Source organism: Idiomarina sp., from assembly GCF_048265525.1.
GTDB lineage: Bacteria > Pseudomonadota > Gammaproteobacteria > Enterobacterales > Alteromonadaceae > Idiomarina.
Genome location: NZ_JBLXBI010000005.1, coordinates 30,124 through 50,349, shown reverse-complemented (window position 1 = coordinate 50,349; position 20,226 = coordinate 30,124). Strand labels below are relative to the sequence as shown.

Annotated in this window: 31 protein-coding genes; 1 reads left to right on the top strand and 30 read right to left on the bottom strand. The window is 50.0% G+C overall.

Features of this window, described 5'->3' with window-relative positions:
• Position 1: 1 nt before the first annotated feature.
• The 18 genes from ACN0TF_RS10830 to ACN0TF_RS10745 form a co-directional block, all read right to left on the bottom strand.
• Positions 2-3,235 carry a phage tail tape measure protein gene (locus ACN0TF_RS10830; protein WP_417441933.1) on the bottom strand — a complete coding sequence of 1,078 codons (3,234 nt, stop codon included), beginning with the start codon at positions 3,233-3,235 and terminating at the stop codon, positions 2-4.
• A complete protein-coding gene (locus tag ACN0TF_RS10825) occupies positions 3,228-3,362 on the bottom strand; it encodes a GpE family phage tail protein (protein ID WP_417441932.1) in 135 nt (44 codons plus the stop codon). Before ACN0TF_RS10825 ends, ACN0TF_RS10830 begins: the two co-directional genes overlap by 8 nt.
• 26 nt (positions 3,363-3,388) lie before the next feature.
• Complete coding sequence (locus ACN0TF_RS10820; protein ID WP_417441931.1) at positions 3,389-3,715, bottom strand: phage tail assembly protein; 327 nt, start codon at positions 3,713-3,715, stop codon at positions 3,389-3,391.
• Positions 3,716-3,773: 58 nt separating this feature from the next.
• The gene (locus tag ACN0TF_RS10815; protein WP_417441930.1) at positions 3,774-4,289 is read right to left on the bottom strand and encodes a phage major tail tube protein; all 516 of its coding nucleotides are present in this window, start codon (positions 4,287-4,289) and stop codon (positions 3,774-3,776) included.
• A gap of 10 nt (positions 4,290-4,299) precedes the next feature.
• On the bottom strand, positions 4,300-5,472 hold the full coding sequence (locus ACN0TF_RS10810) for a phage tail sheath protein (protein ID WP_417441929.1): 1,173 nt from the start codon (positions 5,470-5,472) through the stop codon (positions 4,300-4,302).
• A 159-nt stretch (positions 5,473-5,631) separates the two neighbouring features.
• Complete coding sequence (locus ACN0TF_RS10805) at positions 5,632-6,684, bottom strand: SUMF1/EgtB/PvdO family nonheme iron enzyme (RefSeq protein WP_417441928.1); 1,053 nt, start codon at positions 6,682-6,684, stop codon at positions 5,632-5,634.
• On the bottom strand, positions 6,684-7,031 hold the full coding sequence (locus tag ACN0TF_RS10800) for a hypothetical protein (protein WP_417441927.1): 348 nt from the start codon (positions 7,029-7,031) through the stop codon (positions 6,684-6,686). Before ACN0TF_RS10800 ends, ACN0TF_RS10805 begins: the two co-directional genes overlap by 1 nt.
• Entirely contained in the window at positions 7,024-7,608 is a 585-nt protein-coding gene (locus ACN0TF_RS10795; RefSeq protein WP_417441926.1) for a phage tail protein, read from the bottom strand. The genes ACN0TF_RS10800 and ACN0TF_RS10795 overlap by 8 nt, the downstream gene beginning before the upstream one ends.
• 9 nt (positions 7,609-7,617) lie before the next feature.
• On the bottom strand, positions 7,618-8,313 hold the full coding sequence (locus ACN0TF_RS10790) for a phage tail protein I (RefSeq protein WP_417441925.1): 696 nt from the start codon (positions 8,311-8,313) through the stop codon (positions 7,618-7,620).
• On the bottom strand, positions 8,313-9,185 hold the full coding sequence (locus tag ACN0TF_RS10785; RefSeq protein WP_417441924.1) for a baseplate assembly protein: 873 nt from the start codon (positions 9,183-9,185) through the stop codon (positions 8,313-8,315). The genes ACN0TF_RS10790 and ACN0TF_RS10785 overlap by 1 nt, the downstream gene beginning before the upstream one ends.
• Positions 9,182-9,514 carry a GPW/gp25 family protein gene (locus ACN0TF_RS10780; protein WP_417441923.1) on the bottom strand — a complete coding sequence of 111 codons (333 nt, stop codon included), beginning with the start codon at positions 9,512-9,514 and terminating at the stop codon, positions 9,182-9,184. Before ACN0TF_RS10780 ends, ACN0TF_RS10785 begins: the two co-directional genes overlap by 4 nt.
• 11 nt (positions 9,515-9,525) lie before the next feature.
• On the bottom strand, positions 9,526-10,122 hold the full coding sequence (locus ACN0TF_RS10775) for a phage baseplate assembly protein V (RefSeq protein WP_417441922.1): 597 nt from the start codon (positions 10,120-10,122) through the stop codon (positions 9,526-9,528).
• A gap of 133 nt (positions 10,123-10,255) precedes the next feature.
• Positions 10,256-10,540, bottom strand: coding sequence for a hypothetical protein (locus ACN0TF_RS10770; protein ID WP_417441921.1), 285 nt, complete (start codon positions 10,538-10,540; stop codon positions 10,256-10,258).
• Complete coding sequence (locus ACN0TF_RS10765; protein ID WP_417441920.1) at positions 10,533-11,081, bottom strand: hypothetical protein; 549 nt, start codon at positions 11,079-11,081, stop codon at positions 10,533-10,535. The genes ACN0TF_RS10770 and ACN0TF_RS10765 overlap by 8 nt, the downstream gene beginning before the upstream one ends.
• On the bottom strand, positions 11,074-11,310 hold the full coding sequence (locus ACN0TF_RS10760; protein ID WP_417441919.1) for a hypothetical protein: 237 nt from the start codon (positions 11,308-11,310) through the stop codon (positions 11,074-11,076). Before ACN0TF_RS10760 ends, ACN0TF_RS10765 begins: the two co-directional genes overlap by 8 nt.
• On the bottom strand, positions 11,303-11,638 hold the full coding sequence (locus tag ACN0TF_RS10755; RefSeq protein ID WP_417441918.1) for a hypothetical protein: 336 nt from the start codon (positions 11,636-11,638) through the stop codon (positions 11,303-11,305). Before ACN0TF_RS10755 ends, ACN0TF_RS10760 begins: the two co-directional genes overlap by 8 nt.
• Entirely contained in the window at positions 11,635-11,922 is a 288-nt protein-coding gene (locus tag ACN0TF_RS10750) for a hypothetical protein (protein WP_417441917.1), read from the bottom strand. The genes ACN0TF_RS10755 and ACN0TF_RS10750 overlap by 4 nt, the downstream gene beginning before the upstream one ends.
• Positions 11,919-12,089, bottom strand: a complete 171-nt coding sequence (locus ACN0TF_RS10745; RefSeq protein ID WP_417441916.1) for a hypothetical protein — start codon at positions 12,087-12,089, stop codon at positions 11,919-11,921. Before ACN0TF_RS10745 ends, ACN0TF_RS10750 begins: the two co-directional genes overlap by 4 nt.
• A 464-nt stretch (positions 12,090-12,553) precedes the next feature.
• Between ACN0TF_RS10745 and ACN0TF_RS10740 the strand changes: the two genes are divergently transcribed.
• Entirely contained in the window at positions 12,554-13,483 is a 930-nt protein-coding gene (locus ACN0TF_RS10740; RefSeq protein WP_417441915.1) for a WYL domain-containing protein, read from the top strand.
• Here the strand turns inward: ACN0TF_RS10740 and ACN0TF_RS10735 are convergent.
• From ACN0TF_RS10735 to ACN0TF_RS10680, 12 genes are all read right to left on the bottom strand, one after another.
• Positions 13,470-13,937: a phage virion morphogenesis protein gene (locus tag ACN0TF_RS10735; protein WP_417441914.1), complete on the bottom strand. Its 468-nt coding sequence runs from the start codon at positions 13,935-13,937 to the stop codon at positions 13,470-13,472. The genes ACN0TF_RS10740 and ACN0TF_RS10735 overlap by 14 nt on opposite strands.
• Positions 13,930-14,400 (bottom strand): phage tail protein, encoded by a 471-nt coding sequence (locus tag ACN0TF_RS10730; protein ID WP_417441913.1) that lies wholly within the window; start codon positions 14,398-14,400, stop codon positions 13,930-13,932. The genes ACN0TF_RS10735 and ACN0TF_RS10730 overlap by 8 nt, the downstream gene beginning before the upstream one ends.
• A complete protein-coding gene (locus ACN0TF_RS10725; RefSeq protein ID WP_417441912.1) occupies positions 14,397-14,606 on the bottom strand; it encodes a hypothetical protein in 210 nt (69 codons plus the stop codon). The genes ACN0TF_RS10730 and ACN0TF_RS10725 overlap by 4 nt, the downstream gene beginning before the upstream one ends.
• 9 nt (positions 14,607-14,615) lie before the next feature.
• Positions 14,616-15,170 carry a 3TM-type holin gene (locus ACN0TF_RS10720; RefSeq protein ID WP_417441910.1) on the bottom strand — a complete coding sequence of 185 codons (555 nt, stop codon included), beginning with the start codon at positions 15,168-15,170 and terminating at the stop codon, positions 14,616-14,618.
• Complete coding sequence (locus tag ACN0TF_RS10715; RefSeq protein WP_417441908.1) at positions 15,170-16,048, bottom strand: N-acetylmuramidase domain-containing protein; 879 nt, start codon at positions 16,046-16,048, stop codon at positions 15,170-15,172. The genes ACN0TF_RS10720 and ACN0TF_RS10715 overlap by 1 nt, the downstream gene beginning before the upstream one ends.
• Complete coding sequence (locus ACN0TF_RS10710) at positions 16,045-16,398, bottom strand: phage holin family protein (RefSeq protein ID WP_417441907.1); 354 nt, start codon at positions 16,396-16,398, stop codon at positions 16,045-16,047. Before ACN0TF_RS10710 ends, ACN0TF_RS10715 begins: the two co-directional genes overlap by 4 nt.
• Positions 16,395-16,766: a putative holin gene (locus ACN0TF_RS10705; RefSeq protein WP_417441906.1), complete on the bottom strand. Its 372-nt coding sequence runs from the start codon at positions 16,764-16,766 to the stop codon at positions 16,395-16,397. The genes ACN0TF_RS10710 and ACN0TF_RS10705 overlap by 4 nt, the downstream gene beginning before the upstream one ends.
• 6 nt (positions 16,767-16,772) lie before the next feature.
• The gene (locus ACN0TF_RS10700) at positions 16,773-16,976 is read right to left on the bottom strand and encodes a tail protein X (protein ID WP_417441905.1); all 204 of its coding nucleotides are present in this window, start codon (positions 16,974-16,976) and stop codon (positions 16,773-16,775) included.
• A complete protein-coding gene (locus tag ACN0TF_RS10695) occupies positions 16,976-17,440 on the bottom strand; it encodes a head completion/stabilization protein (protein WP_417441904.1) in 465 nt (154 codons plus the stop codon). Before ACN0TF_RS10695 ends, ACN0TF_RS10700 begins: the two co-directional genes overlap by 1 nt.
• A gap of 106 nt (positions 17,441-17,546) precedes the next feature.
• Positions 17,547-18,212, bottom strand: a complete 666-nt coding sequence (gpM, locus tag ACN0TF_RS10690; protein ID WP_417441903.1) for a phage terminase small subunit — start codon at positions 18,210-18,212, stop codon at positions 17,547-17,549.
• 41 nt (positions 18,213-18,253) lie between these two features.
• Positions 18,254-19,261, bottom strand: coding sequence for a phage major capsid protein, P2 family (locus tag ACN0TF_RS10685; RefSeq protein WP_417441902.1), 1,008 nt, complete (start codon positions 19,259-19,261; stop codon positions 18,254-18,256).
• 40 nt (positions 19,262-19,301) lie between these two features.
• Complete coding sequence (locus ACN0TF_RS10680; protein ID WP_417441901.1) at positions 19,302-20,135, bottom strand: GPO family capsid scaffolding protein; 834 nt, start codon at positions 20,133-20,135, stop codon at positions 19,302-19,304.
• Positions 20,136-20,226: the final 91 nt, after the last annotated feature.

Below are 20,226 nucleotides of genomic sequence, written 5' to 3'. Positions count from 1 at the left end.
ATTAGTCTAAGTCCCTTAATTTTGAGCGGTTCTCTGCAGCGCGTTGACGTTCGAGCTTCTGCAGTTCCATACGTATTTGGCGTGCAAGTTCTTGCGGGTCTGAGCTGGCACCGGCCTGAATAACAATAGCGCCTTCACTCAATATCAGACGGTTATCCATAGTTACCTGCTTACTGGGCCCTTGCACTACCTGCTGAGTTTCAGTTGTTCGTTCAACCTCCCTGGTATGAATGCGCTGAACCGTTTCCTGGATACCTCTGAGGTTGACCTGTTCTGCGGCTACCGGAGCGGATACAGCCGCGGTTAAAGCCAGCCCTGCAGCTGCACGTTTTAGTTGCCCACTGGTTCGTTTCACTTCTTTAACTGGCTCATCATTTCCTTTAAGCCCAATAGCCAGGCCATTCATGGTGTCGTCACCGTAATTCATAAAGACCTTGCTGGGCGAGTTAATGCCCAGTGTTTCTTTAAACCATCCAGCCACAGAGCTTGCAGCATTAACAACGCTGTCTTTTACTTTACCGAGCATGCCTGTTATGCCATTGATTAAACCTTCCAGAATTTGGCCTCCCATATCTGAGAACTTATCCGGCAGGGTATCGAGCCAGTCGAAAGCGGCATTAAAGCCTCTCATGATTAAGCCTACCGGTGACCACTTAAATATTGTTTTCATGATGTCCCAGGCTTTAGACGCAGCTCCTGACCAGTCAACATTTGATACCCAGTCCAAAGCTCCGCTGAACCCCCGGGATATTAAGCCGACAGGAGACCACTTGAAGATGCTTTTCATGCCATTCCATAAAGAGCCAACAGCGTCAGGAATTTTCTTGAAGAGGTTGATTACTATTTTTATGGAACCGATGATCAGGTTTGGTATCAGCATAAATACTTGTGCGAACACTCTTCCAAAGGAGTGTCCCGCGTTCGTTGCCGATTCCAGCTGCTCAGAGGTCGCCTTAAATGGTTTAAACAGAGCACTAACCCAACTCCATACGGTGCTGATAGCAGACGATATACCGTCCCACAGAGGCTTTAATGGCGATAGCACAGAGCCAAGTATAGAGAACACACCACTCATGGCTTCGCCCAGCGGGGCGAGTTCTTCTTTTATGCCCTGGAACATTCCGACGAAGAAGGACTTTATTGGCCCCCAGAACTTATATATCAAGAGTGCAGAAGCTGCTATTGCCGCAATAATGGCTCCGATAGGGTTCATTATCAGAGCTTTCGTGACACCCATAATTGCCGCTTTAAGGAATGCCAGTGGCGCTAACAATGCCGACATAATGACTTTGCCAACACCGAATAACATCGCCTTTGAGCTTGCCATGACAGTGGCTAGTAACCCGTTTGATTTGCGGTAAGCTACTGTGGCCGCTGTGGCCGCTTTAATTTTTCCGGTTAAAAAGCCCCAGGCTTTAGCGCCTGTTGACTTGGCTGCGATAAGTGCCGACTTGCCGGTTGATAGCAGAGCGCCTCCGGCAGTCTTGGCTGCAACAGTAACACCCGGGAAGGTCTTAATATGCAGTATTGAGAAAGCCAGCCTGACGGCAGCAATGGGACCGAGCAAGCCTGCTATGGTTAATGTTAACGCCCCACCAACTGCAACCAGACCGGCAATTACTGCAGAGACCTTTGCGATGGTGGCCAACAACTCAGGGTTCTCTTTTGCCCAGGCAGAGAATGACTTGCCCAGTGCAATTATATCGCCACTCAACTCTTTTATGATCGTCATAAACGAGCCGGAAATTATCCGCTGGACTTGAATCAGTGCATCGCCAGTGTTGTTTCTGAGTGCAGCATCGAGCTCAAGCGTGGAGCCAGACGTATCACCTAGCTTATTTTCCATCTGCCCCAGGCCTTTTAAAAAGCTGGGTATCTGGTCAACAGAAAGGTCTTCAAGCGGCGTCCCGAATAACGATATAGCTAAATTGGCGCGCCGTGCTGGGTTTTCTATTGCCAGCAGCTTCTGAGCTGTTTCATTCAGGACAGCTCGGGCTTCAGTGCCTCCGGCAGCAACTGCTGCAGATGCTCTAGTGGCATTCATACCAAGGGCGGCATAAGCCTCGGTGCTTGCTTTTGACATGTCAGAGCCGCGAATGGTGAACTCTTTCAATGCGTCGCCGGTTTTATCCAGGGCGTACTTTCCTTTTTCAGCCTGGGCAACCAACATATTGAAAGTATCGGCTCCGGAGAATCCCAGCGCTCTAAAGTTGGTACTGTACTCGTCAATGATTTGCGGCAGCTCATCGCGCATGCTTTTGCTGACTTTCTGCATGCCGCTGGTCATTAAGTCAAACGCTTCATTAGCGTTTTTAGCGAGTCCATTCTTGATCAGGAGACCTGCGGTTTGCGTTGCCTGAGTCACATCAAGTCCGTAAGCTCTTGACAGTGTTAGTGCCTGACGTGTCATTTCTACGATATTGGCCTGGCTTGTATTCTTGAGTGAACCCAGCGAGCTCGATACGGCTGAAATGGCTTCGGATATTCCCGCAATACCATCGCCGGCACCAGACTCGTATACCTCTTTAATAACCAGTTGGTATTCTGCGCTAAGGTCTGACTGACCTAATTCAGCTGCTACCGCTGCACCTTGGCGCTCGCTCATTATTGCAGGCGCACCCATAAGGGCCAGTGCGCCACCTCCGGCTGCGGCCATACGGGTGCCGGCTCCGGCTAACTTACCTTGCAGCTCCTTTGTTTTCTGGTAGGTTTTTGAGACTTTATTTAAACGTTCCTGCTGTTTTGTGACAGCACTCAGACGGTCTTTTTGCTCAGCTAACTCGCTGTTCAGCCGTTTAGTTTCATTACGTAATTTAGAGCGAGTTGAGGAAAGGTTCTTTGTCGATACCCCGTTTTGTTCCAATTTTTGACGCTGTTCCTGGACCGTCCGGGTGAGTTTTGTTTTCGAATCGTCGAGGCTTTTAACCGTCGAACGGGCATTGTCCAGCTCTCGCTTCATTGCTTTGGTCGGATTCTCAGTGGCTTTAAACTCACGCGCTAACCGGCTGGCTTTATTGCGGGCGTTATCCAGTTTCTCTGATGTCGCCTGCAAAGCGCTATTACTTTTTCGGTAGCCGTCAATCATGCCAGCTTGCTTATTCAAGTCATTAAGACGAGCTTTTGTTTGCCGAAACTCAGAAGATACTTTGCCGGCAGTTTCGTTCATAGCCTTAAGCGGTCGAGTTACTTTGTCGACTGCTGCCAGCAGCACCTCAAGCTTTAATTGTTTAGCCACGGCTATTAACTCCGTTCATCCGGTTATACCGGTCAATTGCCTTTTCGTGCCACGCGCTGAGTTCGTCAAGCTCTAGCTCGTACATGTCGCTGAGTGGCCACTGGAAGATGGCGGCAATATCCGCCATCAAGTCATCAACTTTATTGGGCAGCTCTAACTGCTCTGCGTCTGAGCTTCCTCGTCCATCTCCCCACGCATCTTCTTGCTTAACAAAAAATTGGTCACCTCGGTTCCAATCTGCAGCAAGTCAGCTGGGTCTAAGTTCATGATTTCGGGTTCAGTTAGAGTTGGCTGAGTGATGCGAGGTAACAAACGGTTTAATGCGTTGTACTCCATTTGCAGCACGTCAGTTAATGAAAGTCCGCGCATTTCTCCAGCACGCGGCTTGCGTAGCTCAATGCGTTTAATTTCTTTGTCTCCGCGCTTGATAGGGTAGTCAAGGTCTACAATTGCGGTAACCGGCGCATTTTTTTGACTCATAAGTGTGTTCTCCAATTTTAGAAATGAGGCCCCGGAAAGGGGCCAGTTAGTTCAAAGGTTATAGACCGATGGCTGTGCGATGTTTTTCCATTCGGTCTTCGGTACCAACCTTGTCAATCATGGCAACCAGGTCTACTTCGCGGAGCACTTCACCGTTGACTGTGCATTTGTAGTAGGTATTAGCGAAAGAAACGGTATTCTGGTTATTCTCACCGCCTTTTTGTTCGCCCTGGTCGTCGCTCAGGATTCGTCCTCGTTGAACTATTTCAACCTCGACAACCTCACCAGTGTCGTCGCGCTGATATGAGCCGAGGAAACGAACCTGTAAACCATCGACGGTCTCTTTGACATGATGACGAAGAATCCGCTCATCAAAGCCGCCGATAACGGCTTGTGTGTCTAGGGCGTCATCTTCATAGCCCATGTCGACCTTCACTCCGCCTGGCATACCACCGCCGCGGTACGCTTCGGTTTTGCGAGCTAGGCTTGCAGGGGTGAAAGATTCTGCAATTCCTGCCCAGCTATCGCCGTCCAGGAACATGTTCATGTGTTTTAGTTTGCGTGGCAAAGCCATGTTCTACTCCTTATGCTGCAGCTGAGCCGCTGGCAAAGTTCATCAGGTAACGGTCAGTGATACGCTGCTGGAACTGCAAATCTTCCAACGGAGGCACTGGCGTGTAGTCGTAATCGATAAAGAGTTTGCCGGCTTTCAGCGTATCCTTATCGTTAATTTCCTCGTTGTACCAAGCTTGCGCATCAACGATATAACCCTGAGTGCGAAGCTCCCGGAACTTGGCGTTGATGCCGTCGACAATATCTTTTATCAACGTTGGCGTGATCGGCTTATCAACTGCCCACATGTGAGCTTCTGCTACGGTGTCAGCCAAGACCTGAGCGGTTCGAGTGTAGTTTTCGAACTGGAATAAAGGATCTGCAGAGCAGGTGCGAGAGCCCCAGAAACGGAAGCCTTGTTCACGAATAAGAACGGTAATGTCGTTCTCATTTAAGAGATTGGCATCAGTTGATGGATCTTGAAGGTCCCAGAATATAGGCTTGGTTAAACCATCAACACCGCTGACCGCAACGTTAGACAGTGTCTTGTGCCAGCCAAAAGTTTTGTCGATATAAGCGCGTAAGCCTAATGCACGTGCCGTTGCGTAGCTTTGCTCTGATGCGCTAGTATCGGTATTCCAAGCTGTGAAGTCACCATGAATAACCATCAGTTCGCGCTCGCCAAAGTTATCGCGGTAGGTAATGGCTTCCTCTTTGGTGGCCGCGCCGGCGCTGCTGACATAACCAAAGCCTCTAAGCTTCTTAGTGATAGCGCCAATCTCGGTGGCTACGGCTTGCTCATCGAGTCCAGGAGCGCCGATAATTCGAGGCTTAACGCCAAGCGAAGACTGAGCTATTAATAACGCCTGCAGTCCAGTGTAAGAGCCGTCAGCTTCTACAGCGCCAATAACCTTGCTGGTAGTTTCTGCGGCATCGACGCCTTCTTCTACACGCACAATGACGGTTGGCGTATTAACCATGTCAGAAATGCCCTTTAAGGTCTTGCGTAGTGTGCCTTCAGTGCCTGCCCCGGCAAGAGCATCTTTAGGACGTGTGAATAATACGGGTTTGTTCAGCGGGAACATTTCAGCGTCAGCGTCTGATGCAGTACAGACTGCGCCGATAACCGCTGTGGCCACAATGCTAATGGTGCGTGTGCCATCGTTTATTTCAACGACCCGCACACCGTGATGGTATTCAGTCATGATTATCTCCGGTCCGGTTGACTAATACAGTTTGGTATTTGCAACGCTAAGTGTGCATTTGGCAGGGCGTGTGGGCTATTGGGTGCGGTTGTAAAAGGAGAATAAACAACAAAAAGGGCGTGACAGAGGCGACGTGCCGCCTCTGTTCGTTAAATTAGTTTATACTTGTCGAGCAGGTGCGACACAGCGTAAACCTACTGATGAAATAACATTAACTGGGTTATTGTTAGCTGCTATGGTGCGGGCTCCTGCAGATGAACCGTTGACTTTCCCGCCACCCACTAGGTACAGGCGCCATTTAACAATATTAGCTTCGCCTCGCATATGCGAAGAATCTTTACCGTTCTCTAAATCGGTGCGAACGTCCACGAAGTCACTGTCGTTCAGGCTACCTATATCGTAATGTTCTGATGTTGGTTCCCAAAGATTTCCTACTGCATCAACGACGCCAACACAGCTTACAGCTTTAACTACCGTTCCAGTGGCAGCATGATCTGAGTTTGAGGTTGCGCACCAAGCTGTATCGTTATTGGTATCGTCACCCTCGGGACTACCATCTGCATAACGGAAAAATTCAGCTACCGTCGGTAATCGTTTCCCCGAGTTAGCTGCGAGAATTGGAGTGTCTAAAAATCGACTAAACCCGTTAGCTCCCGACAGAGGTGTTGCGCCATAACGCGATAGGGGAACAGTTTCCGGCCATGGCGTTCCATCTTCACTAGATAAATATATGTCAGCCCATAGCTGCCCTTTGATGACTTCAACCATGCCGGAAGGGTCGCAGGTTGGGCGGTGATTTTGATCCCACACAGACGTCGGTACAATTATAGTTTGGGGTACATATGCTTTGTTGTAACGCTCAGAAGTTGGGCGCCAGAGACCAAAGTGAAAGCCGCCAATTCTGCGCGAGTTTAAGGTGTCGTAACCGTCAGGCGCCGTAATGTTTTTAGACGCAACTAAGTCGGCAACACCAGTAGGGTTAGCCGTAGCATAAAGGTAAATATCATCTCCAAGCTGCATTTCAGAGCCGATAGTTCCGTCCTGGTTGTCGACAGGTGACCAGCCCGATAGAGCATTGATGATAAAGCCCTGACCATGGCCACCTATGTTTACTGCCATATCAGGAATGTTCAGTGTGGTTGCACCAGCTGCTGCAACTTGCCCCATAATCGCGATAAAACCAGGCATTTTCGCTGCTTCAATATGAATCATTACAGTTGCTCCAATTCATCTATTTTCGTTTGCACATATTCTGGAGTGAAACCCAGTGCATTAATCCGTGAACGGTCATCAATGACACGATCATATTGCCACCGTTCGACTTCACCGCTTTCGTTTGGCTCATCTATCACTTTGTAGTCAGGTTCGCCTCCGGCCGGTTCCTCTCCTGCTTCAAGTTTTCGCGTGCGGTCATAACGGTATTGGCCGTTTAGTAGTGACTGCCAATATACCTTTAGGCATTCAGTGCATGACTCCTTTAGCTCTCCAGAGACAGCTAAAGCGTGCATTCTTTCGAAGTCCTGAGCTGTTTTCAGGCTATTTCTTGGCATACTAATCATTGCTTAATTCCTCAGTTCCTATGTAGCCGTTCACATAAACCAGTTTGTAATGCTTACCCGTCACCTGGTCTTCACGCTGAATTCGCTCGGCCACGTGAGTTTCAACCATTCCACGGGAAGCAAGCGCTATAGCGGGGTCGACATTAAGCGCTACCGCTTCTGCGTTGCCCCACTCACTAATAGAGCGAATCAAAAGGTCTTGCGCTGCGCCATCATTAAGAGACGGCTTGTAAGTAGGAGGAAAGCGACCAACGGCAATCAAGTCTCCATCGATGTCTTTTATGCCAACTTCACGGATCATCCATCCACCTTCATCAACAGGGATGACGCCTTCAGTCACAACCCAGTTAGGGTTGTTCTCGTCTACACCCAGGTGGTTAATTGGTTCTTCCCAAACCTTATCTACCAGGTCGGCCAAAGCTTCAAGCTCAGCTTTGTTATAGTTACTGTAATAGCTGTCTCCGCCACCGGTACCAGCACATATCGTTGCAAGTTCAACAGCGGGGCCACCAGCCTGGTAAGTAGCCTGTTTTTGTTTTCCGATGTCCGTCAGGACGGTGTAAAAATCGCCTGCCATGGTTTTCTCCTAAGCCGGGTAAACAGTAATAAACGCTGTGGCTCTCAGTGCCCAGCCCGATAATATTTTCTGAATCTGCGTCACCTGGGTTGTTAAATCAGGTCGCAGAGATACAGCTATGCTGGAATGGATAGCTGAGCCTGATAACACAGAATGGTTTTGAGTCGTTTGAGTGGTCAATCGGGGGCGTACGGTGGTTATTTGTCCGCTACTGGTAGTGCTTGCAGAGTAAAATTTACCACGTCCAACCAATGTAAATCCGGCTGGGTCCATCCAGGCCGATAAGCGGCCTGCAGACTCTAGAACGCGAACCAGCTCCTCATATTGCTCTTGCGTCATACCTCGGTCTTCCAGGGTCGCATTTATGCGATATGTCCCAGGTTGGCCGTTGTATTCGTGCCACTCCCTATATTCAATGCTCTGAATCTCAAGGGACTCAACAGCACGCCTGATGGCAGCAACAGTGCCTGCAGAACGGCGAATATCCATTGAGGACGCTATAACTGAACGTTGTCTCGACTCCGGCCAGGATAACGACCACTCTTTAACTCCAACCGCCCACGCCAGCCATGGTAGGACGGGCTTTGGGCACTCCCATGGGTCCCACAAAGAAGCAAACTTGGCGTCTATGTTAGATGCCCGTTCAGTTACTTTTTCGAGGTTCCTTTCAAGCTTGCTTGAATTTGGAGGTAGAAGAGACTCCATTAGGAAATTCCTACTTCTATTGAAGTGCAGTGTGCGGCCGAGCTTTGGTTGCACACCACATCACCTGTAAGGTTTAGGGTTACTCTTCTTACACCTTCAACGTAGAGTGAAGAAAGCAGGGCGTCTCTGACGACTGTATTGCCAATCTTTCTTTGTTCTGCAATAAACTTTGAAACCGAAGACTCTGCTTCAGCTCGCACTATCTCGGGGTCGGGCCCTGCCTCAATTGTTAGCTGTGCTGAAACCTGATACTCCACAATTTGGGCACTAGATACCGTGACTAAATCAGTTTGAGGGCGAACCTCATCAGCGCTTAATGCTTCGAAAACTTTATCTATTAACTCTGAGGAGGCTTTCCCATTTCCTGTGCGAGACAGGATTGTCACAACTACTTTCATTGGTTCGGGGGTAGATGGGACAGCATCGAGTACATCAGCATCGGCACTTAAAGCATGATACTTGTATGCGTTCTTTGGCCCTGCTGTACTCCAGCCGTCAGGTGAGAGTAAAAATCTCTTTAGGTAATCCTCATCGGACTCCATCACTGCGTCAACCGGAGGCGAAGCGTCAGGGTTAGCCTGGACTATTGTCAGTCGAGGAGTGTTGTAATAAGTGACTCCAATATGGTCGAGTTCTGAGCCTTTCGCATAAGCTGCAAGCAGACCCTTAACGCGTTCGTTGTCCCGCTGCCGGCGAATCATTTCTCTGTAAGCAGCTACTTGAAGTACTTTATATGAGGGCTCAGACTCAACCAGTGTTATTTCTGGGTCTAATGCCTTTAAATCATCAACCATTTCGCTGAGTATTTCTTCATAAGAAGTGTTCTCGATAACATCGGGGGCTGGTAATTTGCTTAGATCTATTTCACTCATCTTGCGATCCTAATTTGGTCTATCTCTAAGCTTTCGCCGGTGTCTGAGCGGTCTGCAAAAATAGTCATCATTGCTTTACCGCCTTCGTCTGCGTAGATTTCCACCTTGCGAACTCTAATGCGCGGCTCGAATTCAGTTAATGCCATAACGGTTGCGGCAACTAAACGCATCCGGGTAACGTTATTTTGTGGCGAATCCAGTAACCGAGGCACATAGCTGCCGTAGTTTCGACGCATGACACGGCTGCCAATGGGCGTGCTGATAATGTCAGTAACAGACTGGCTGATGTGCTCAGCGTCTGTAATTTTTCGCCCTGTGCTTTTGTTCATGCCCTGCCACATTACTCAGGAACTCCCGTTTTGCCGCCGCTGTCACCTGGGTGTTTGTGCTCGCCAAACTTAATGCCGTCAATTTCTGCGCCGCCGGTAATGGTTGTGCCGGCTTTCATTGTGTTAGCGCCTTTCAGCAAGCTCTCACCGTCGACTGTTAATTTGCCTTTTACGGTTAAATTGCCGGTGGTTTCTGTCTCAGGACAGTCGACCGTTACCTTTTCAGATGCCTGGATCAGGGCCGTTTTCATTCCCTGGGCAATTAGCTCGCTGGTCTCCGGGTCGTAGATTATCTTGGCGCCGTCCGGGTACTCGATGTAGTCACGAGTTTCGTGCTCGTCCGGTTGGTCGTTCTCGTCGCTGTAAAACGACGGTCCAATTAGCGCGCCGTGCAAATCACCACCTGGCGAAAAAATTAATACCTGCTCGCCGACGCTTGGCCGCCAACTAGTTTTTGCCGTGCCAGCTCGCTGAGTCCAGTAAGGCCGCCAGTCAAGAACGAGGCTGCCGGTCTTTACTCGGCAGTAGCCCTGCTTAACCTCTTTGACGGTTCCGAGGCGAAGCATGTTCTCAAGGCGGCGGTTTATGTCGGCGATGTATTCTCTCATGCGCTAAGTGTGCCGAGGCGGTGTGGTTTGGGCTATTGGGTGCGGTTGTAAAAGCAGAATAAACAACTGAAAGTAATTGAGTTGGCGAGGGAGTAAACAAAAGCCCGGCGCTTGGCCGGGCTTTTAACTTGCCTTACTCGAAGGGCAGCACCTCAGAGGCGTCGCTTAACGACTGCATGATATCAACCAGGGAGGTTGATAGTCGTTGCTGTAAGCATTCGAGCAACAGGGATACCTGAGCCGGGCTAATACTGCCTGGCTCGTTGTTGTCACGAAAGCCTTCAACAATTGCGGAAAGTCCATCGGAGACCGCTATTGCGTCAAACAGAGAGTCATTTGCAACTGTCAGGCGTTCGGCAATTTTAGCGACTTCCTCTGCGGTTACCTCGTAGGTTGCTTGTTTGGTTTCGCTAGGCATGTTCCACCTCCTGCTCTAGTGTCAGGTATTCGGCCATGCGTAAGGCGCTGTAAAACTCTTCTTCAGTGCCTTCAAAACTGCGTACTTTGTGCATTGCTTTTATGCAATCACGCAGGGCAGAATGCATTTGCTCTTTGGTGATAGCCGGGTTCAGCTCTTCGTCTGGCTCTGACATCCACTCGTTCATCTTCCTGTGTGCCGGTATCGAGCAAAGGTAGAAATGACGGGTGCCATTAACTTCACCATATTCAACCAGGCTAAGGCCTGTTTCATTGGCAATGTTCCGGTACCAGTCGTTCTCGTGGTCGTGCAGAGTCATTGCGTCAATGTTCATAATGCCCAGGTCGGCAGGCTCTGCCAGTCGCATTTCCTTAACCACTGCATGTTCACTGCTAAGGGACGTCTTCTGTAGTGCCTGCTCTCGCGCTCGGGTTTCGTTCGGTGCGCTCACCAGTAAGTTCTGGAACTCGTCACCGTCAACCAGCTTAACGACGAACTTTTTAATTGGCCGTTCACGCCAGTAGGTTACTGCATCAAACATGACGAGTTACCTCCCTGGCTTGGTTGAAGTCGACAACTTTATGATCATCAATTGCCCGGGCGTTAGCCAGAAACTGGAGCGCATTAGGGTGCCCAGTTCTTGCCAGGGCTGACTGCAAATAAGCGCACTTCTGACGCAGTGCCGCAATTTCTTTCGCGGCGTCCACGGTGGTTTCAGATTTGTACGCCAGTTGTGCTAGGCGGAGCAATATGTCTGGTTGTTTAGCCATGCTGCACCCCCTTGCGACGGTCGATGAACGTTAGTGTGGGCAACGCCTTGCGAATTTCAGCGACCTCTTCCGGTGTAAGAATGATATTGCTGAACACTGAAAAAGCCTTGCTCTCACATGAGTGGTTAACGCTCAGTGTGCCGTACTCGTTATGAGGTTTTTCCAGTGTCTTCTGGAGGGTTAATATCCAGCGCTCGAACGTCGCGTTCATAGAAAACTGACCGGCACGAACAACCAGGTCATTTGATATTAGAGAGTTGTCCTCGAATATCTCAATCAGGCTTTCGTTGTGGCTGCTGTCCAGCTTAATGATTGATGCGTAGCTCATGACTCACCTCCATCTTTCTGGTACTCGCGGCCGCAGAACATGCAGTAACTAGGAAGAATTGAAATGCTGTCTTTGGTCAGACTGGCTGCCGGCTCGCCGTCGCGTTTTATCTTGCGATATTCCAGCTTTACTTTGGGGCTGACAGGAGAGTGGTCACCGCCGTTAAACATAAATACGCGGTTCTCCCAATCAATAGAAACATCTCGCGCATTATCAGGAATCTGCTCCCTGATTTTAGCGTCAATTTTTTTAAGGGTTTGCTCAAAACAATTGCACTTACTCATGCTGCGTCCTCCTGGTTGTCCGGAGTGCGGCTTTTCAGCACAAGGGGCAGGCCTTTAAAGGCGCGGCGGGCTTCGGCTTCGGTGCGGCCAAAGGCGCTGACGGTACGGACACGCTTAAGTTGCGCAATTTTTTGCCGCGGTTGGGCAATAATGAAGGTGTAAATCATGTTGAATACCTTATCTACGTGTTTAGATAAGGCGGATCGGGTAGCCGCAAAGCAGTGCCCCACGTAGGAAGGCACAGACGGGGGCGTTTTCTTTGGCTCCCGACCCATGCCCCCGAAACCAGCGTGCGTGCTGAAAACACCAGCCAGGCGGCTGAATGTGGGGAAATTGGGTCTTCTATGTCCTACGTGAGTCAAAGCTTGCGGGTGCTTAATCCGCCTGCTCAATCGTTGGGTGCTTACCCCAACTGCAATAAGTCTTGCACAGTTTACGTGATCCGTAAAGTCTGCCGGCTGGAAATTTTTCGATTCCATAAAAGTGTACTCCATAAGTGCCAACCGGTTAGCGGGTTAATGAATTGCGCGCGCCAAAACATTACGTTTTGAACTGTTTTTTAACAAGTCGTTTGTAAAGAAATGTGAGATTGTGCAAGATGCTATGGCATAAATTGATTCAGGGATTTGATATGGAAATTTTCACTTCAGTTTTAGCATGGCTCGTATTTGGTTGTGCATGGAGTTTTGTTGTTCGCTCAATGAGGGCTAAGGGAAAAGGGGTTGTTGTTCGTCACATGGCAGGCTTTGTGGTGGGCTTCGTTGTCTGTTCCATATTGTTAACCATGATGGTTAGTGAAGGCTGGGTTCCTGTAACTATCGGTATCATTATTTCTGTTGTTCTGGTACTTGCTCGATGGGCGGCTTATGCACATGACAACATGACACCGGAAGAGCGCGCCGAAATGAATGAGAAGCAAAAAAAACATGCTGCTGAAAAAGCCGATGGGAGCAAGCAGGAGGGGCCTGCAGAGAAGCCATCAAATGAGCTAATCATTCTTGCCAAATTTATACTTGAAGATGACAAGGTTGAGCAAAAGGAAGCGGAACAGCTGCTGGAGCTATTAAACTGCACACCGCCTTACCTAATGGACCCGGTGACAAGAACGCTGTTTCAGGCAACTGACCACGCACTTTCTGACGGTGTTCTGGATAAAGCTGAGGCAGACGAAATTCGAGTGCTACTCGGTGAGGTTTGCGACCTTGAGTTAGAGCGAAAGGTAATGCCGGAGCCGGCTAAACCAAAATATAAGCCCAAAAAGCCCGCAAATAAAAAGGAAAAGTCGTTTAACCCAAAGCCTTCGCGGGGAGTTTCTGAACTTCATAGTGGCGATGTATATGAGCTCACCTATTTCGACGCTAACTTTAACGTCAGTATTCGTAAGGTGGATTTTAGAAGCGCACGGGGGAGTAACGGGCGCCAATACATGGATGCCTATTGCCATGAACGCAGGGCGTTAAGAACATTCCGGGGTGACAGAATAGAAAGCATGGTTAACTGTAAAACCGGTGAGGTCATTGAGTCAGTAGAGAAAAGCCTGGCTGCATTTAATCGTCATTAAGTGCGGCGTCGACGTGCTTAACCATCGTTTCTTCAATGTAGTCTCGCTCTTCATCGGTCAGGCCTAGCAGTTCCCGCTCAGGGTATTTATGCTGCAGGCCTCGCTCGTTCACTCGGTCTCGTAATCCATACTGGTGAACGCGGGCGACACGGTTAGCGAAGCCAGTGAAAGCGACACTAGCCTCGTCTGCTGTGCCTTTTGCTTTTAGGTTTTTGGCCCTGTGAATTTTGCGGAACATGCGCAGGTTACCTTTACGCTTGCGCATTTCTGGTTGGGGTTTGCGGTCTTCAAAGTCGCTGCCGTCCGGGTTCTTGTTTTCACGTATGCGTTTCGCCTGGCTGCCGCGAAGATGGCGGCTAATATCTCTGGCCAAAGCTTTGCGTTGACCGTCATTCAGCTTAACTAACAGCGCCTGAATACGGTCAACGAATGGATCAAGAACACCATCAGCCATTGGTGTCGTCTACCTTCTCGCCTTGAATGTAAAGCTCCCAATCAAACCCTTCGTAAGCATCAAAGGGTGGTTCGGGTAAATGCTCAACCACATTGCCACTACCATCATTACTCACCTTAACGCGTTCGGTCATTTTTATAGTGACCTCAATATCAGCCGTGTTTTTATTGATGAGCTCAGCCCGAAAGGTGATCCCATCCTCGCGTTTATCACGGTTGTTTATCAGTTCAGGTTGATGCTGAGCCACCCAGGCAAGAATAGGAACCATGATGTCATCGCTGTGGCCACGGTAGTCCGTTACCAGAACAACGCAGTCAAACTGATATTCAAAGCTGAGGTTCTGATTTGCGCCTGTAGCGTACAACTTACCTTTGTCGATAAATATGTGCAGAGTGTCGGGGTTTTTCTTTAGGTGGGGCACAGCATTGCTGATGATGTCCCGGAGTTCGCCTGGCTTATTCATTTATCATCTCGCTTAAACCAACCCGCCTGGTTCATTTCAGCTTCGGAAACACTCTTGACGTCGCCGGCTACCATCAAAAATTTGCGGTCTGGCCAAATAGAGTTCAGTTGCTCGGCAAGTTTTTGCAAGGCTTCATTTGAAGTGTCGCCAGGTACCGAGAGAATAGCGCCGTCTTTTGGCAGTATCACGTTCACGTTGTTATTCATGTCGCTACCTCACCGTTTGCGGATACGCTCAGCAATTGAGCCAAGTATCCCAGGTGTGTTCTGCCCTAATTGAGCACGCTTATCACCGCTGCGGTTGCTGATGTTAACGCCTAACACGGTCAGCATAGCGGTCAGCACAATAGATGCTTCGGCAATAATGTCTGAGGCCTTCCCGGGCTCTTTAAATAGTGCGTAAACTAGGCCAGCCATGAGCCCCGCAAATGAAAAGCTGGTGACATAACCGATCATCGGACGCCAACCTGACTTATACCAACCATCGGTATTTAACTCTACTCGCATGGTCTCATTTATCTGGGTGAGTTGAGCAGTCTGGGCCTGTATTAACATACTCCGCAGTTCGCGTTCGTGCTCACGCTCTATCTGCTGCAGCTTAACCGCCGCTTGAGGGTCTTGCTGTATCGCCCGCATGACGGCTTCAGGGCTTTCCTCAACACCTAAGGCGGAGGCTATCATGCCGCCTGCAGCTGTGCCTGCGGGTCCGAGTAAAGAGCCCAGAAGCGGCGCAGCTGTACCGACTAAGCCTTTTATATCTGACCAGTCCATTATTTTTGCCCCCGAGGTTTACGCGATGACTTGCGTTTTGGTGCCGGCTTGGCCTTCTCTGGAGTTTTAGCCTCTGACTCAGGAAAAGCTTCAAGGCTTTCTTCATAGGCACGTTGCAGCTTCACGTCATACAGATTGCGATGATACGCAGGGCCGTTGTACATACGGGCAAACTCAGCCCAGTCTTTTTGTTTTAATGCCTGGTACATTTCTTGATGTGCCTGGATAAAACTAACGACCGCATCGAGGTGGGCAGCCTCGCTCTCGTGCATGGCCTCAACAAAGTGGTTGACGCTGTCGTACCCTAAAAGCTCCCAGTGGTAACCCATGATTTGGAACATGCCCCAGCTGCAGCTTTCTTTTGCCGCCGTGGCAGACAGTGTGCTGGCAAACTTAAAGCGTTGGTACTCTGCTGTGCCACCGGCATAGCCGCCTGGCGATGGGTTGCAAACGTTTGGGTATTTACCTTGTAGGGCGGGTGCTTCATCAAACAGGCCTGTGGCTTTGGCGCGCTCGAAAAATACATGCCGCTCAAATAAAATAACGGGCTTACCAGTGCTCTCAAAGAAGCCTTCGCCCACCGACTCAACCTCTGCGATGGTTGCCATAACCGCAAGGCTAACACCCAGCTGGTCAGCTGCTTTTTGCAGGTCTTTCTGACTGGCCTGCTTCGGATCAACTGAACCCTGAAGGGCACGCTGGGTTCGGGGGCCGGCAATGCCTATAGGGATGATGCCGTTGGCTTTTTGAAACGCAATGACAGCGACCCTTGTCGACTCACCAAACCAGCCATCAACAACCAGCTTTGGCTTTGCACCTGCTTTATTTAGACGCTGCTGCAGCGTTCTTACGTCCAGTCCTTTGCTTCCGACTTTCATGGGCTCACCTCGTGGTGTTTATTGGTTTTTGTCTTGCGCTTCTTTTTTTGGCTGGTCCAGCAAAGAAGCTGGCTTAATTTAGAGCCGTCTTTTGTGGCTTTGAAAAGCTCGGCCACGTTGCCGTGATGTGCTATAAGCGCTAAGGCAAGAGCGGCTTCCATCATGACCTGAGAAAGGCTTACCGTTGCTGGCATGGAGATATGCACAATCACCTCAGTTAATGCCGACACCATGATGATGTAGGCAAGCACTGAAATGATGGGTTTGTGCCTTCCGGCTCGGGTGAACAGCATGATCCGGAATGCGACAACGGTCAGAACAAGAATGTGAACAATACCGAGAATAGTCATTTGGTTTTGCCCTTTAGCAGATTGTGCAGCGCCTGGCTTTCAGTCAGTGCAATTACTTTTTGCACGATGCGGACTGATACGGCGCTTGAGAGTATGGCGCCGACTCCGTGGCTAACGTCTATCTTCCCTGGTAAAAGGGTGGCAATTAGGTCTGCCGCAATGCTTGCGCCAAGGCAGCCGCAGGCCACCGATATAAGGAAAAGAAACACCGCTTTTATTTTGCTGTGTCCCTGTTCGTTCATAATAAAAATGCCGGCACCGGTCACTGCGCCAATGGCAATAAGAGGGTCAATGCCTAGCAGTGGGGCGGCCAAGGCGGCGGTAGTTGCTGTTGTTGTCGCTGCAGTTGCGCCTACTGGTTCATTCATCGCTGCCTAGTCCCATAGTTGGATCATCTTTTTACGAGGTGGCGCTGTCACTTCTGGCAGTGTTATTAGCGTCCCTCTCGGAATAACAGGCCCCAACTCTGCAAGGCCCGGGTTAAGTTCAAGTGTTTGCTCAGTAACGCCAGCTGTACGCCTTAAATGGCGTTGGCAAATAACATCAACGGTGTCGCCTTGTTGTGCTCTAACCTCCATCAGATAAGCTCCACGGTTGAGTGGTTCTTGCCGAGAATGTCGCGAATAGCAAAACGAGCATCGCGGTGAAGGTTGGTGATAGTGTCAGCCAGGGCGTCAACATCATTGTCACCGGCTCCGGTGGTGTCATAGTCTCGCAACCGCTCTATCAGGTTTGCCCGAGTCAGTGAATAGATAGCGCGGGCGTACAGGTGGACATAAACGCTTTCGCTATTAATCTTCTCAGCTGGTACTGCATCCAGAGATTCATAGCCTTCGGTTTGCTTCTCCTGTCGCCAGTCTTTGAGCTCACTGTTAACGGACGACACTGCATTGATGGTTGAGTGAATTAGGCGCTCGTCAGTCACGGTGCCATCCAGGCGCATCGTGGCCCTGAGTTTGGCTGTATCGATGTCAGGCCAGAACGCAGAGCTTTGGATTATCTGCTGGCTGTCTTGTGTAGGCTCTACGGCAAAAAAACTCACATTTACCTCCGTGGGTGGCCGGTGGTCACTCCCATCATTCAGCGAGCAGAAATTAGGGAGTGAGCCGGCCTGACGCGCGGGTTACGCTCGGTTAGCGAGTAAAGGCTTAGCCTTTGCTCTCACTGTCTTTTTCAACTTTCTTCTTAAGGGCGGTTAACGCCTGCTTGCAGCCAACACGGTCATGCAGTTTCAACGCTTTTTCGTAGTAGCCAATGGCTTCTTCGTCATTGCCTTGGCGCTCATGCGCTTCGGCCAGTGCGCGTAGGAACTTAGCTCGCACCTGGTCAAACATATCGAGTTCAGCGGTAAGGTCCTGCACACGGTTCAGTGTTTCCAGGCTAAACGGCGCTTCGTCGTTTTCTGATGCCAGGGCTGCAGTTGCAATTTCTTCAACAATTAAGCAGCCAGTGGTGCGCTCGTATTGATCAGGTGTTTGCAGGTCGTGAATGATGGCGTACTCAGCAATTTCTAATGCCCGGCCATAGTTGCCGGCATCGATGTGCCAGATAAGCAGGGTCATTAGCACGTCGTCCTGCTGTCCTGATTGCGCCTCAAGAACGCCGTCAATGTAGGCGTCGTATTCCGACACGATTTTTGACTTCATTTCTTTTTTGCGCTCAATGCTCTGCGCTTGTTTCAGGCTGCGCTTGTGCTCAGCCAACTGCATTAACATCAGCTCGTACTGGTTGGCGCCTTTGCGTGATGCATTTTCATCATCGCTTGTGCGTTTGCCCGCCAGTACGCGGTGGCGGTGTTTCTCTGCGGGGGTCATAGCTCGCTCCCTAAGTTAGAAAAAAGAGGCAGAGCCGGCAATTAAGCCAGCTCTATGTTTTCAGCAACCGCGGCGCAATCGTAGTCTTCGATTACATAAGCGTCGTTGCTTGACTCGTAGTTCTCGATTTGGTCGCGTTTCGGGTTGTCAACGATGTGGCGACGGCGAGAGCCTTCCTGCCAGTACAGGCTAAGGTTATCCAAGCGCGTCACCATGATGGTGTTGGCCGGGAAGTGAGGAGGGCGAACTGCCTGTAATCCACCTAAGCGCTTCTGACTAATCATCATGTCAGCTGCTGCTTTTTCAGTTGGTGGTAAGTCAGAATTCACCAGCGGGAAGTACTTATCTGAAAGCAATTTGCGGCCAGTTAGCACGACCAGTTCGGTGTCGTCCTGGTACCAAGGTTCAATCAGGTTGTTCACCATGTCATAAACCAGGGCGTCAAGGTTTTCGTAATCAGCGCCGGCACCAACGGTAATTTTTCCGGAAGTGGCAACCACTTCGGTCATAACACGCTCTGCAGCGTGGTCACGCATTTTTTGCAACCAACCAATGTTAACGTCCTGCAGCAATGGGTTAGTAGCGCGGTCAGACTGAGTGGCTGCTGATGTACCGTTAAAGCCGATCATGATGCGGTCAAGTGCCTGGCGTTTTAAGATAGCGTCACGGATGCGGGTCTGGAAGTCCTGGAACTTCGCCCAGGCATCGATTTTGCTATAGCGTAAGGCCGTGTCGAAGTTGGTCTGCTTACAGAAGTACGAGCTGCCTTCCATGTCGGTTGGGTCAGTCGGCTGTCGGTCATTCTGGCTTGTGTTGGTTCGGCCAGCGATAGTACCGCTAATGCCCAAGCCCAGTTTTTCGCCTTGCTGTTCATCGACACCAACCACGTTGATGCGATTCAAGAACTCGGAGCTCTCTTGCATGCGGGTTTCTAGTGTCTGCTGAACGCTCGGTTCAACGTTGAATTTCGTTCCAACACTATCTACACCGTTCAGGGTAGCGAGCCGGGTTTGGAAGTCGTTAAAAAGCTTTCGTGTATCGTTGCGCATTTCTGTTTTCCTTAATTAACAGTTGATTGCTTGGCCGCTCTTAGCAGTCGGTGGCTACAGTGTCACCGCCACCAGTAGCAGCAGGGCGCTGTGGACCAGCTGGCTCGCTGTCTAGCTGGCTTTTCAACTCGGTGAATGCTGATGCTGTTTCGTCGTACTCTTTTTTGAGTGCGTTGAAGTTGCTCTGCAGCTTTTCCAGTTCGCCAATTTGAGTTTTGTACTGGCCCATTAGCTCGCTGGTCTGTGTGGCAATTTCCTCAACCGCTGAATGTACTTCAGTGAAGTCGGTTTTTGATGCCGTTTTGTGCTTGCTCAGAAGGGTTCTAACTTTGTTGAGCAAAACAGAGCCTTTTGTCGTTTCGCTCTCAGAGTTTTCATCCTCAAGTTCAAGATCGAATTCTATGGCGGCGCTGAATAACGTGGTCGGGCTTTGCTTGCGTCCGGCCAGCGGGCTGTTCTCTGTTTTTGCGGAGAATGCCAGCATTTCCGTGCCAAGGCTTGCCGGGCTATCGGTAACCGCAAGACCCATCAGGTAGGCTTCGCCGGTATCAGAAAAATTAGGTTCAACTTCAATGGATGAGTAGATTTTCTGCTTGTCGCGGTTTAGTTTTACAAGGCTTTCGGTTGGCTCAATCTGAGCATAAAGCACCAATTTGCCTTCGCTGTTCTCTTCGGTTTTAACGGCAACCACGTCTCCGTACGCTTTGAAGTCGCTGTCTGGTCGTAATCCGCGAATGTGTTCAAGCCATACGCGGGCGCCGTATTTGTCCTGGTCGTAGTTTGCAGCTATCTGTTCAAGCCAGCTGCGTTCAATAACTCGGCCATCGGTCGTGCCGCCTTCAGTTGCTACACGAAAGAATTTGCTTTTAGCCATGGTCAGGGTCCTGTCGGTTTCGGGTTTTTAATCGGTATGGTCAGTAGCTAGGCGCGTGCGGTCAATTTACTGGGGTTGTAAAAGGCTAATA